Annotated in this window: 9 protein-coding genes; 4 read left to right on the top strand and 5 right to left on the bottom strand. The window is 46.1% G+C overall.

All coding sequences use genetic code 11. The features are described from left to right. Positions 1–40: 40 nt before the first annotated feature. On the bottom strand, positions 41–1,552 hold the full coding sequence (gene arfA, locus ACYQ2L_RS11050; RefSeq protein WP_460055414.1) for an arabinosylfuranosidase ArfA: 1,512 nt from the start codon (positions 1,550–1,552) through the stop codon (positions 41–43). A gap of 217 nt (positions 1,553–1,769) precedes the next feature. Between arfA and ACYQ2L_RS11045 the strand changes: the two genes are divergently transcribed. Beyond that, on the top strand, positions 1,770–2,687 hold the full coding sequence (locus ACYQ2L_RS11045; protein ID WP_460055411.1) for an ArsR/SmtB family transcription factor: 918 nt from the start codon (positions 1,770–1,772) through the stop codon (positions 2,685–2,687). Positions 2,688–2,791: 104 nt separating this feature from the next. On the opposite strand, the gene ACYQ2L_RS11040 is transcribed toward ACYQ2L_RS11045, so the two are convergent. From ACYQ2L_RS11040 to ACYQ2L_RS11025, 4 genes are all read right to left on the bottom strand, one after another. Continuing rightward, entirely contained in the window at positions 2,792–3,712 is a 921-nt protein-coding gene (locus ACYQ2L_RS11040; RefSeq protein WP_460055408.1) for a carbohydrate ABC transporter permease, read from the bottom strand. Positions 3,713–3,724: 12 nt separating this feature from the next. Next, a complete protein-coding gene (locus ACYQ2L_RS11035; RefSeq protein WP_460055406.1) occupies positions 3,725–4,684 on the bottom strand; it encodes an ABC transporter permease in 960 nt (319 codons plus the stop codon). A gap of 115 nt (positions 4,685–4,799) precedes the next feature. Beyond that, positions 4,800–6,491, bottom strand: coding sequence for a type 2 periplasmic-binding domain-containing protein (locus tag ACYQ2L_RS11030; RefSeq protein ID WP_460055404.1), 1,692 nt, complete (start codon positions 6,489–6,491; stop codon positions 4,800–4,802). Positions 6,492–6,675: 184 nt separating this feature from the next. After that, positions 6,676–8,109, bottom strand: coding sequence for a family 43 glycosylhydrolase (locus ACYQ2L_RS11025; protein WP_460055401.1), 1,434 nt, complete (start codon positions 8,107–8,109; stop codon positions 6,676–6,678). A 220-nt stretch (positions 8,110–8,329) separates the two neighbouring features. On the opposite strand from ACYQ2L_RS11025, the gene ACYQ2L_RS11020 reads away from it, so the two are divergent. From ACYQ2L_RS11020 to ACYQ2L_RS11010, 3 genes are read left to right on the top strand one after another with little or no spacing between them, the layout of a single operon-like run. Continuing rightward, a complete protein-coding gene (locus ACYQ2L_RS11020) occupies positions 8,330–10,729 on the top strand; it encodes a glycoside hydrolase family 3 N-terminal domain-containing protein (RefSeq protein WP_460055399.1) in 2,400 nt (799 codons plus the stop codon). Further along, positions 10,710–13,136 (top strand): substrate-binding domain-containing protein, encoded by a 2,427-nt coding sequence (locus ACYQ2L_RS11015; RefSeq protein ID WP_460055397.1) that lies wholly within the window; start codon positions 10,710–10,712, stop codon positions 13,134–13,136. The genes ACYQ2L_RS11020 and ACYQ2L_RS11015 overlap by 20 nt, the downstream gene beginning before the upstream one ends. Before the next feature lie 12 nt (positions 13,137–13,148). Then, positions 13,149–13,805 carry a response regulator transcription factor gene (locus ACYQ2L_RS11010; RefSeq protein WP_460055394.1) on the top strand — a complete coding sequence of 219 codons (657 nt, stop codon included), beginning with the start codon at positions 13,149–13,151 and terminating at the stop codon, positions 13,803–13,805. Positions 13,806–13,822: the final 17 nt, after the last annotated feature.

Raw genomic sequence — 13,822 nt, 5'->3', positions numbered from 1 at the left:
CTTCATACTGCTAATATCAGAATCGACGGTACCCGCAACATCAAGCCTTTTCAAGAACCACACAATTCCAGCTTAAGGGTTGAACCTTTCCCTGCAGTCTGCCCTGTTTTATGCTTAGTCCTGAGCCATCCGAAGGCGCTACATTATCCGGATTCTCCTTCGTATTTACTGCCTTATGATCTTCGTGGGTCATAATCTTATGAAAGGAGAGAGAAAACTCTTCAAAACCGTCCAGAATAACACTGATGTCGATGGCTTCAACACTGCTCCGATTGATAAGAAACAAGGCAAGCTCTCCATTATTCTCATTGTATACTGCGGATACATCCAGATATGGGACTTCGCCATACTTCTCATTCTGGTAAGAAGGAGAACTCAGGTCGAGCTTCAATGCAGTACCGCGACCGTATCTGGATGCATACTGATAGGGATAGAAAATAGTCTGCCGCCATGCAGGTCCTCCATTTTCAGTCATAATCGGGGCAATAACATTTACCAATTGTGCCATACAGGCGAGCTTGACCCGGTCAGAATGGCGTATAAGGGAATTGAGCATCATTCCTACTACAAGAGCATCTTCGAATGTGTAGATATCTTCAAGGAGAGCCGGACCTACCTGCCAGGGGGTATTTTTGTAGATATTTTCGTCCTGCTGATTGGAGTGGAACCACACATTCCATTCATCAAACGACAGATATATGGTCTTTTTGGATCGCTTCTTTGCTTTCACATAATCACATGCGTTAATTACTGTTTGAATATAATCATCCATGCTTATTGGTGAAGCAAGGAATGTATCAAGATCATCCTCTGCATTCTGCAGGTAGCTGTGCAGGGAGATATAATCAACGTTATCGTAACACTCCTCAAGAACCTGACGCTCCCATTCAGGGAAGGTCGGCATTCCACTTCCGGAACTACCGCAGACCACGAGTTCCAGGCTTGAATCATAGAGCTTCAGAGCTTTGGCCGTGGTATTTGCAAGTCTGCCATATTCATATGCGGTCTTCTGACCAACCTGCCATGGCCCGTCCATTTCATTTCCCAGACACCACAGAGATATTCCCAGAGGTTTCTCTCGTCCATGTTCCTTTCGAAGCTCGCTCCAATAGGATCCTCCAGGATGGTTGGCATATTCAACAATGTCATTGGCTTCCTGAACACCCCGTGTACCAAGATTCACAGCCATCATGAGTTCTGATCCTACTTTCTCTGTCCATAGTGTAAATTCCTGCAGACCAATCTCATTTGGCTCTGTAGATTTCCAGGCGAGATCCAATCTTTTTGGCCTTGATTCTACCGGACCTACCGTGTCTTCCCATTTATAGGAGGATACAAAATTACCCCCTGGATATCGAATAACAGGAACATCCAGTTCCCGAACCAATGCCAGCACATCCTTCCGAAAACCGTCTTCATCAGCTTCAGGATGCCCCGGTTCGTAGATTCCCCCGTACACCGCCCGGCCTAGATGCTCAATAAACGCCCCATATATTCTCTTGTCAATCAGTCCTACTGACATCCGTTTGTTTAAATAGACCTCTGCTTTCATACTCTGCTCCCTGAATCCCTTGAATTTTGCATATCGCCATGCGGGATGTGTATCACCAATTTGAATATGCAAATTATATATGCGCAAACAACATGCTGTCAATCGAAACTTTCGTTGGATTCATGAAGAAATTTGTCCGATTCACTGGAAATATTGCTTTTCTTATCATAAGTTATGATACAATACGTTTGAATAGTATTTTTGTAAGGACAGCAGCTTGAAAAGTAGAATCCTGATGATCGATCTCCTGGAAGATCTGGAAATAATAAAAGGGCTCAGTTCAGAAATCAGAGTGAGAATTCTCAACGAACTCCGCCAAGGTCCTAAAAATGTAAACGAAATCGCAGCTCTGCTTGAGTTACCACAGTCAACAGTGGCAACCAATATTCTGATTCTGGAGAAAGTAAAACTTGTAAGCACGAAAATCCGGCCTGCAGCAAAGGGTAACCAGAAAATCTGCTATTCCGAGTATGATGAGTATGTAATCCATTTTCCTCAGGACCAATCTACAGATGAACAGGGCATTAAGGTAGAAATGCCTGTAGGATTATTTATAGAATGTGATATATCTGCTCCCTGCGGCATGTGTACCCAGGATAAAATTGTCGGGTTTCTGGATACACCAGAATCATTTCTTGAACCAGAAAGGGTGAAGGCAGGATTGCTCTGGTTCGAGCAGGGCTATATAAAGTATCAATTTCCGAACAACTCAATATCCAAAAAAAAGCCTGTGAAGCGCCTTGAGCTCATTGCCGAGATGTCTTCGGAAATACCTGGAACAAACCCTCACTGGTTATCTGATATTACGGTCTGGATAAATGAACACGACATTGGCACATGGACGAGTCCTGGCGATTTCGGGGATAAACGAGGAAAATTCACGCCTGCCTGGTGGAAGCTTGAAGGATCTCAATACGGACTTTTGAAAACCTGGCGAGTCGATGAAACTGGTTGTTTTATCGATGGACATAAAGTCTCTGATCTTACGATAGCTGATCTAAAGCTGAGTACCCACCATTCGATCAAGGTCACCATCGGGATCAAGAAAGATGCAGAGAATGTTGGAGGGATCAATATCTTCGGCAAGGGCTTTGGTAACTATGATCATGATTTGATTCTCCAGCTTTCTTTCTGATTCTATGGACTTAGTCCTCTGGAATCAAAAAAAAGAGGAAACTGCAGAATTGCTTCACAGTTTCCTCTTGATACGCACAGCTACCCGGCCAGAGTAATAGTATTCTAGCCTTTAATACCACCAAGCTGAATCCCCTGAACGAAATAACGCTGAAGGAAGGGATACACTATCAATATAGGAAGCGCAGCAACTATGGTAATAGTAGCACGGATAGATTGAGGTGTTACCATTGACAGCCCCAGACCAGCCTGTGCAGCCTGAGACGCTGCCTGACCTGCCTGCTGCCCCTGCATCATGGCAGAAGCAAGCACACGCTGCAGTTCAAACTGCAGCACTGAAAGACGCTGAACGCCTGAATTGTAGATAAAGGCATCGAACCAGGTATTCCAGGCACCAACGGCTACAAACAAGGCAACCGTAGCCAGTACAGGCTTGGACAGCGGCATTATAATCTGCCAGTACACCCGGAAATCACTTGCACCATCCATTCGTGCAGACTCTACAAGGGACTCAGAAATGGTACCCATGTAGGTACGCATAATAATCAGATTAAATGCCGAAATAATTGTGGGCACCCAATACACTGAAAATGTGCCAACCATACCCAGGCTCTGAATAAGGATAAAATGAGGAATAAGCCCCGCATGAAAATACATGGTCAATACGAATACCATGGAGAATGATCGCCTGAACCTGAATTCCTTTCGACTCAAGGCAAATGCCAGCATGGAGGTAAACAATACATTTGTAATAACCTGTACGACTGTGCGGTACACAGACATCATGAATGCATCCAGAATAGTGTGCATTCGTAAAACCGTCCGATAGTTTTCCAGTGTAAAAGTTCGAGGCCATATCCTGATACCGCCCCGTACTGCATCCAGACCATCATTAAAAGAAACGGCCAATGTATTCAACATGGGATAAACCATTACAATACATAATAAACCCAGGATGGTGTAGTTAACTGTATGGAAAATAACTGCTTCGGAGCTTACTTTGATTCGTTTGCTTCTAAATATCATCTTTATACTCCATTAGAAAAGCGTTTCCTGCTTCATCATTCGGGCAATCATGTTAGCTCCGGTTAAAAGCAATACGCTTATCACTGTACGCAATATGCCTGCAGCTGTAGCCAGGCTGAAATTGCCCATTTGAATACCAAAACGCAGCACAAAGACGTCAATGTTTTCAGAACGCACAATATTGATTCCCTGCCCAAGCAGCCATTGTATTTCAAACCCGCTGGTAAGCAGCATTCCTATGTTGATAATAAGCAACAAGATTATTGTCGGGCGAATAGACGCCAGTGTGATATGCCACATTTTTTGATACCGATTGGCACCATCAATAGACGCTGCTTCATATAGATTGGGGTCAATTGATGTCATGGCTGCCATGTAGATAATCGTATTCCAGCCAAGATTTTTCCAGAGATGCGACCCGGCAACAATACCCCAGAAGTATCCTGGATCAGCCAGGAAATGTATCGGGCGCTCGATAAAGTTAAATGCCAATAGCACTTCATTTATAAACCCGCCGGAATTTGGTAGAGCAAGTGCTGTTGATGTCAGCATTGCTACAATCACCCAGCTTAAAAAGTGAGGAAGATATAAAACATTCTGAACAAAGCGTTTGATACCGGTTTGCCTGACCTCGTTCAGCAATAAGGACAGAATAATAGTAGAGAAGAAACCGATCACCAGGATCAGCAAACTCTGCCCTAGAGTATTTGCAACAGCCTGCAGGAATCGTTGTCCCAGAACTGTATTACTATCAAGAATGGTTCTGAAGTTCTCAAGTCCCACCCATGCGCTGTTTACTACCTGCTGCACAGGTGACAATCCGAAGCGAGGCCGGAACCTTTGAAAGGCCATTACCCAGCCTAAAAGCGGCACATAGGCGAAGAGCATCATATACAGAAGCATGGGAACACTCATCAAGTACAGTTGCCACTGATTTCTGATTTCCTCAAGAAATGATTTCATTTTATTCATACTGATTCCCAATTTTGACCATTACCATAAAACCACCTTTGTAGAAAAACAAATAACCGGGTCGGAGTGCGTTTCACACTCCGACCCAAGGATTTTGTTCTATCTATCCTTTAAATTACATTCCACCTGCAGCTTTGATCCGCTCCTGAACGCCTGCGGTAATCGCTGCTTCAAAAGCTGCAACATCAACGCGATCTAAAGCAGCAATATACTCTGCCCATACTGTATCAAAGTTGCCTGGACTGGTCAGAATTGCTCGCGGCAGATATCTCTGCGCAGCATCTTCCATCTGCTGTCCTGCAAGCTGTGCAGCACTGCCGTCAGCCAGTGAAATCTGCCATGCTGGATAATGAGCAGGGTTCTGCGGTGGGTCATTAAGGAACTGTCTCCAGGTCTGCTTGCCATAAGCTTCAAGGAAGTTTCGGTCATAATCATTCAGCCCGTCAAAGAACTCGCTAGGCTGATCACCAGGAGAAAATGCGTTACCACCAGGAAGTTCCCCAAGCCGTTTAGGCAGAATGTCTATAAGAGCTTCAAGACGATTAGCCTGTCTCCATGTCAGACTCTCTGCATTAGCGCGTTGAGCCTCAGTTCTGTAGAACAGTCCATTTTCATCCACCAGGTAATCTTCACCTTCGATACCCCAGGAAAGAATTGTCTGCCACTCAGGTGAAAGCATTGTTTCAAGAAATGATAGCAGTAATTCAGGGTTCCTTGCATTTGCTGCAATACCAAAACCCTGATGGATATTCAGTACATCACGGTCGGCATACCATGGGTCACGACCTTCGTATGTCGGCATTGTTGCAGCAAAGGTACGCTCATGCTGGCCGGATGCTACAAGTGCATCGTGAGCAGTACCAAATCCCCAGCGCTGATCGTGTACACCAAGCACACGGCCAGATGCAACTTTTGCAAGATACTGGTCAAGTGTCTGGGTGAATGATTCAGGATCAAGAAGCCCACGGTCATTTGCCATATTCAGGAATTTGAAATACTTATAAGCATACTCACTGTCAGCATAGATTCTTGCCTGACCGTCATCAACCATGACTCCACCATCGTTAGGATATCCTGCAAGGAACAGCGGTGGGTTGGTGAGACCCCAGACACGGCCCTGCATAGGAAAGCTGAATCCGATTGTAGGCATACCGTCAATTGTGGGGTGCGCATCCATATATGACTCTATGAGGTCAAAATATCGCTCAAGTGTCATATTCTCAAGATCCGGATATCCGTGATATGCAAGTACATCCTTCTGAATCCAGAAAGCTGTGCCCCAATGAGTCGGTGACATAATAGGCGGATTGCCATAAAAACGGTTGTAGTTAGGGAACTGATACAGACCGTCTTCTACTTCAGGACCCCTGTAGGAAAGTCTTTCTCTGTATGGCTCAATGTGCTCAAGGAGCATAGGCCATTTACCACTGTCCAGATAAGGATCAAGACGCAGCAGAGCTCCACCTTGTGTCAGTCGTGCGTTCTGATCGGTAGCACCAACAAGTTCCGGAATAGAACCAGAAGAAAGCATAATTCCGATTCGGTCTAACTGCTGATCAGGGGCCGTGATGTCATAGTTGATTGTGACACCAAGACGCTCACGCAACAGTCTTGAGATCTTGTTTCCCGGATCGGGAGCCATCTGACCGGTAACAATCCATGCATTGATCGTAACAGGTCTGTCAGGAGAAAATTCATACGGCTCGCCGCTTCCCCCAGCAGCTTGAGTCTCTCTCTGTCCACCAGCAAATAGCACTGTAGCCGAAAGGACCAGTACAAGAGCAGTAAGCAACATCTTGCGCTTCATTAGAGCACCTCCATAGTGAAAAATATTCCCTCAGGATCTTTCAAGAAATGCATCTGAAATATCCTCATGGGTTAATCAGATTTTAGGGCCGTATCCGGTTTCCCATAAGTGGCAGAAGAACTGATAATCTAGTCGGTACTTCTACCTATACCAGGCTCCTGATTGCCAAGCCCTACTATCTTTTTTACATAAGTGTAAATGACAGAAGACTGGCAATTCCCTGACCGCTATACCTGAAATACAGTCCATGAATTCCATCCGGCACATGAATTTCTCCGGTATACTCTGTCCAGACATTCGTAAAATCAGTGATTTCAATCGTTCCGCACAAGGGCCCATCCCACGATGTTCTGACCTCAAAACAGCCCTTGCAGTAACCCCGTACCCGTATGCTGATCTTCTGCAGATTGATGAAATTAAAATATTTAAAACCCGCAGAAGCACCATCCATCATGTTGGCGATATAAGCCTTCCCTGAGTTTCCATCACACTCATCCTGGGTAATTTTCGGGAATCTATTATCCATATATGCATTCGATCCTGTGTATACAGACTCGATTCCACAGAAAAGATTACAGGCCATGTGTGCCGGATACTCCCCTTTCCCCGGAAATGCAGAGATATTCAAACCACAGGAGGTCATTTCTGCCTGAAGAAATTCACCGTTTTCCAATAACTGGATCGGTTCAGCACAGGCCTGGCGGCTGAAGTTGGTTCCATTTGTGTGACGATGGTAAAAAATGTAGTAGCTGTTATCCAGTTCAAGAAGTCCCCCGTGATTATTACCCCCATAATACATTGGCATAGCGGAGGGCTTATAACTGTCAATGTGAAGGTCGCAGTTACTGACCAGAACTCCTTTATACTGGAAACCCTCGGTCGGGCTGCTGCTTACTGCATAGCAAAGCTCGTGAAATACCACCGATGAATACACGAAATAATACAATCCCTTATATTTCCGGATGGAAGGAGCCTCAAAAAATTCATGACCCTCATAGCCGGAGCCTTTGCTGAATGGTTTACTCGGGGCGATGAACCTCGGTGATTCAATAATTTCAAGCATATCCGGTCCCAGAACGGTAACCATGGGCCCGGATCTGGATGGATCATCCGATGGACAGAATCCGGTATACAGGTAGGTCAAGGAACCCTCGGTGAGTACAGCAGGATCAAACTGAGGCTCGTCGCCAGGGGCTTCTCCCAGAAGAGTACCGTCCTTGTAATGAACATAGCCGTAAAATGTGTACTTGCCGGCTGGTTTATCGCATACAGCAACAGAGACCACAGGCACCTTATCCAGCACATAGAAAAGATAGTATCTACCGTCAGGTCCCCGGGTAACATCCGGTGCATAAAGACACATCCGGCCATCCGGATTATAGGGATCATCGGTTTTTTTATAGATCACCCCCTCATAGCGCCAATCTGTCAGATCATTCTGCGGTGCCGACCAGCATACATAATCATTCAAACAATACGCATGGCCATTGAACCGGTCATGGGAACCATATACATACACCCTGCCGTCAAAACAATGAGGCTCTGCATCCGGAACGTACTCCCATGAAGGTAAATAGGGATTAATGGTAAATTTACTTTGATCACTCCTGTGGTCCATGCTACATACTCCTTTAAAAATAACCTGAACAAGCATCACCTGGGACAACTATCAGGAACAGCCGCGCATTGGCCTGTTTCTTTATCAGTTAAAGCACCTATGGACTAAAGGGAAGTTCGTCCGCTTCCAATCTTATGTATCAGGCATACAATAAGCACAATATCAATTGTCCCGGACTGTATTTTTTACAAATTAACACCAGGAGAAAGGAATAAGACTTATGCCTTCAATAGAATCACAGGCAGGACAACTGCTTGATCAGCTTACAATCGATGAAAAGCTCGCACAATTATACTCAATGTGGTGCTTGTTCTCTGAAGATGGAACAATTAAGGTCCGAAGTCTTAACGGATTTATAAGCGAATATCGGAACGCCAATCTTGAATCAGATCTGCGCCATGGACTGGGACATATAGTACGCCCCCTGGGCAGCCAACCCATATCTCCCCGCGCTGGCGTGGAAGCCTTAAACCGGATTCAGGAACACCTGGTAAAACATACCAGAATGGGTATACCTGCCCTTGCTCATGAAGAATGCCTGGCAGGCTTGATGGCCCGGGGAGCGACACTCTTTCCCTCAGGCATAAACAACGGATCATTATGGGACGAAGACCTGGTCAAGAAAATCGCAGGGGCTATTGCTGGAGAATTACACAGTGTTGGCAGTCGCCTGGGGCTTTCCCCTGTACTCGATGTTGCAAGGGACGCCAGATGGGGAAGACTGGAAGAAAGCATGGGAGAAGATCCGTACCTGACTGGTTCACTGGCGGTTGCATGGGTGCAGGGATTTCAGGGACCAGCCGGTGATCTGATGGCAACCCTGAAACATTACGCTGGTCACTCAATGCCTGAGGGTGGAAGAAATCATGCCCCGGTAAGAATCGGAGAATGTGAACTGAATGATGTAATGCTGCTTCCCTTCGAGATGGCCGTGAAACTTGCAAATGCTGCAGCAGTAATGCCGGCCTACCATGATCTCGATGGAGTACCCCTCCATGCGTCAAAAAAATACCTCAATGATCTGCTGCGGGAAGACTGGGGATTTGAAGGATTGATTGTTTCAGACTACTCCGGCATAGAGCAGCTGCACAGGGAACATCGTCTCGCAGAAAACCGGGGTGAAGCAGCACATCTGGCATTACTTGCAGGGGTTGATGCGGAGTTCCCTGGCAGCGAGTGTTATGGAGAAGCAGCAAAAAATGCGATTGCAAAGGGAAGCCTGCATATTTCTCTGGTAGACCAGAGTGTAAAACGCATCCTGAAAACAAAACTTCAGCTCGGCCTGTTCAAAAAACCCTACACCAGCCTCGATTCAATTGAACTTCGCTCTGCAGCCACTACAGAACTGGCATATGACGCCGCTGTTCAGTCAGCAGTACTTCTGAAAAATGACGGCACACTGCCCCTGAAGGATTCCAGAGATATAGCCCTGATCGGCCCCCTGGCAGATGATAAACTCTGTATGTTCAGCGGGTACTCCTTTCCCGTTCATCTGATTCTCAGCGGTCTTGCGGATGACGACAATGATCTGACAAGCATAAAGGCTGTACTGTCAGAGGAATATTCAGGCCAGGTGCACTATGCACGAGGGTGCGACATTCTTACTGAACGACCGAAAGAATCAGCAGTGTTTCCGGGAGATGTCAGCCTGGATGGAAAGAGCCAGAAGAATTATATCAGCTATGATAAATCAGGATTCGGTGGAGCACTCTCTGCCGCTGATGAAGCTGATACTATCATTGTTGTTCTCGGTGATCTGGCTGGGCTTTTCCTTACCGGAACAGTGGGTGAAGGATCCGACACAACTTCTCTCACTCTCCCCGGGGTGCAGCAGGATCTATTGAACGCCTTACTCGACACCGGCAAGAAAGTAATAGTCGTTCTGGTCAGCGGACGTCCGTACAGTCTGGGAGAATCAGGCAAACGTTGTGCGGCCATACTTCAAGCCTGGCTGCCCGGTATGTCCGGACCGAAGGCAATTACAGATATCCTGCTCGGACGCAGAAATCCTTCTGGTAGACTGCCCGTATCTGTTGTCGCAAAAGCAGGAGTAATGCCCTATTTCTACAACCACAAGCTGAAATCTGCAGGCACACCTATTCAGCCCGATTTCGGATCTGAGTACCCATTTGGTTTTGGATTGAGCTATACAGATTTCTCCTACTCGGACTGGGTTATAGAACAGGATGAAGTGGATATCAATACCAGCATACATGGATCAGTCAGCGTCAGAAATATCGGCAATATGGACGGAGATGTTGTTCTCCAGCTCTATGTCCGGGACCGTTTTGCAAGCCGGGTACGCCCTGTACTCGAGCTAAAGGGATTTAAAAAGCTGTTTCTCAAAGCCGGTGAAGAGGCTGACGTTGCGTTTGAATTGCCTGTAGATATGCTGAATTTTACCGACAGACCATTTGAGCGGATAGTGGAGCCAGGAGAATTCGAGATTATTCTCGGAAGTGATGCAGAAAACCACGTGTTCCAGTCAGTCGTTACCGTGACAGGATCAAGCAGACGACTCCCGAAAAACTGGAAAATGCAATCTTCGTTTACTATACGCAATCTTCGTAGTACCATGGGATCTTCACAGGAAGAATCTCATGAAAAAGTACCAAAGTAATGCATTTATGAAGAAAATAGGTGTCATTACTGCTGAATTAAGTGATTCCTACCAGGCAGAAATCTGGCGAGGAATCGTTGCCAAAAGCATCGAGCTCAATGCGGGACTAGTCTGCTTCCTAGGGTCCCGCATAAATTCTCCCCTCCCAAGCGAACACAGTGCAAACATTGTGTATTCACTGGCGGGGAAGGATCAGATCGATGGCTTGATTGTTATCAGCTCAGCGATTTCAACCTATGTCGGAATAGATCAGTTAGCCCAGCTGCTGGCGCCCTGGGAGGGACTGCCCAGGGTTTCAATCGGCCTGGAAGTTCCCGGCATGAGCAGTGTCATTGTGGAAGGCGATGACGGCATCGATACAGTAATACGCCATGTGATTCAATCTCATAACCGCAGGGCCTTTGCCCTGATTACAGGCCCTGAAAATCATCCTGAATCCAGTAAACGTTCCAGGCGATTTTTCCGGACACTGGAACAGGAAGGTTTATCAACCGATTCTATACCGCAGCGCCATGGCGATTTTCAGCTGGAGTCCGGAAGACAAGGGGTGATTTCCCTCCTGGAATCCGGGGTCCAGTTCGATGCCCTGTTTTGCCTGAATGATAACATGGCCATGGGTGCGATGGAGGAACTTGAGCGCCGGGGATTCCAGATACCGGAGGATATATCACTTATCGGTTTCGATGGAATCGAAGAATCCCTGTATTTTAATCCCCCTCTAACCACCATTCAGCAGCCACTTCATGAGCTCGGTGAAGCATCCGTAGCACTATTATTTGATCAGTTCGCAGGCAAGAAACCGGGAAACAGAATACTCCAGTGCCGGCCGCGGATCGGTGAATCCTGCGGCTGCAAGACACTGAAGGGATCCCTTAAAATCAGTGACCCCAGCCTTTTAACAAAAGCGCATGATTACTCACAATCCGATATAGATGAGATAACCCGGCTGATTAAAAGCCGGCAGGAACAGGAGCTGCAGGATAAAATACTCGAGACTCTTGGTACCTCACTGCATTCACCATCTGCCCTCCAGTCCTTGTTGTCAATCCTTTACACAATTCAGGATACATTGATCCATGAAGAAACCGAACAGAACAACAAAAACCTGGAAGGAATCATTTCAATCGTAACCAGAAGTGTCTCATTTCTCAACAAACAGCTGATCTTTTCACTGTCTGCCAGACGATTAAGAGAGTTTGAGCAGAATCTCCACACCAGATCATTCGGTGCAAATATTTCCGAAGCATTTGATAAGGACAGCATACTTGAAACCTTAAGAGAAGGCTTGCATTTCCTTGGTTTTACAGAAGGCTATTTTGGTTTTCGTACATATTGGAATGAGGGAAAATCCGATGATTCAGGACCATGGGAACTGTACCATATTTCAGACCAGGTAAAATATCTGAAACAATTTGCCGGGAATTTCCAGGAATTACCCGACATTATGAAAGATGCCTGGGGAAGATTGAGATGGGTAATCAAGCCTCTGGTATCTGAATCAGAGAAATTCGGAATTCTCATACTGCCAGTGAAGGTTAACGATCCAGGTTTCTACGATATAATATCCAAACAGATTGCCAGCACCCTGAAGGGCTACCACCTCATGAAGCAGGTACAACTTCATGAACGGAGCCTGGAAGAGACTGTCCGTAAAAGAACCCAGGATCTGCTGCGCATGAATACAAAGCTTCAGGCTGAAGTCGAACTACGAACCCGACTGGAACAGGAAGTCATTAATATTTCAAATCATACCATGAACCGCATCGGACAGGACCTTCACGATGATCTATGTCAGCATCTTGCAGGTATTGCCATGATTACCAAGGTGCTGGCAAATACACTTCCTCCCGATTCAGAAGAATTAGGTACGGTTGATAAAATAGTTACCATGCTTGGGGATTCCATAGAACGGGCGCGAAACATATCCAGAGGCCTTGTGACCATCGGATTCACAAAAAACGACTTCATAGCCACTGTGGACAGTCTGATAGAATCATTGAAAAAGAGCAGCGGGATTTCCATTTCACTTCAGGTTGAACCTGGCTTTGAAATAGAAACCGGTGATCGCCGGATACAGATATACCGGATTATACAGGAAGCCTTGACCAATGCCATCAAGCATTCAGGGTGCAGCAGCATATCAGTGAGCCTGGGAAAACTCGGCAATAGTGCATCAGACAGGGAAAAATCACTTGAAGGGATTCATCCATCTGCTGCTCACCCTAAACCCGGTTTTTTTGTCAAAATCGAGGACGATGGCAAAGGGATTCAGATAAAAAGCAAAAACAGGGGAATGGGTCTTCAGATAATGGAATACCGGGCAGAGAAAGCCCGGGTAAGCCTGGAGTTTCTCCGTTCAAAATCAGGTGGAACGGCGGTAGTCTGCCGCGCTATAACGTCTCCATAAAAGGATGTATCTATGCCGAATAAGGGAAAAATTGAATTTTTAGTAATCGATGATCATCCAATATTCCTGCAAGGACTTGTTGCGCTGCTTGAAAGTGAGCCCCGCTACACGGTTGTAGCCCAGGCAGGAAGTGCTGAAACTGCATTAGCAAAACTCAGGGAAACTACTGTTGATATCATACTGCTCGACATGTCTTTAGGAGACAGCAACGGAATTAATCTCATCCGGAAATTCAAGTATATGAAGCCGACCATACCTGTCCTTGTTATATCCATGCACGACGAACTCATCTATGCCGAACGTGTTCTCAAGGCGGGAGCAAGCGGATACATAATGAAGCAGGAAGCATGGGCAGTTACCCTTGAGGCAATCCGGAATGTTCTCAATGGGCGAATCCATGTTTCTCCCGCCATAAATCAACGATTACTGACAAAAATGTACAATCAAAAGGAAGAAGCACTCCCCGAAGAACTTCTGAGCGATAGAGAATTTGAAGTCCTGGAATATATGGGACAGGGCTACGGCACCAGTGAGATTTCAGAAATACTGAATCTCTCGGTAAAAACTGTCAGTACCTACAGGGACCATATCAAGGAAAAACTGAATCTCTCTACTGCGGCAATGGTAAGACGGTACGCAATAAAGTGGTGGCAAAGCCGAGGATTTTAGTTTTTCTTTGGTTTTTC

It is taken from the genome of Spirochaeta dissipatitropha, assembly GCF_054657935.1.
Note: the sequence above shows the minus strand (reverse complement) of the source record. Positions and strands in the feature narration are given on the sequence as shown.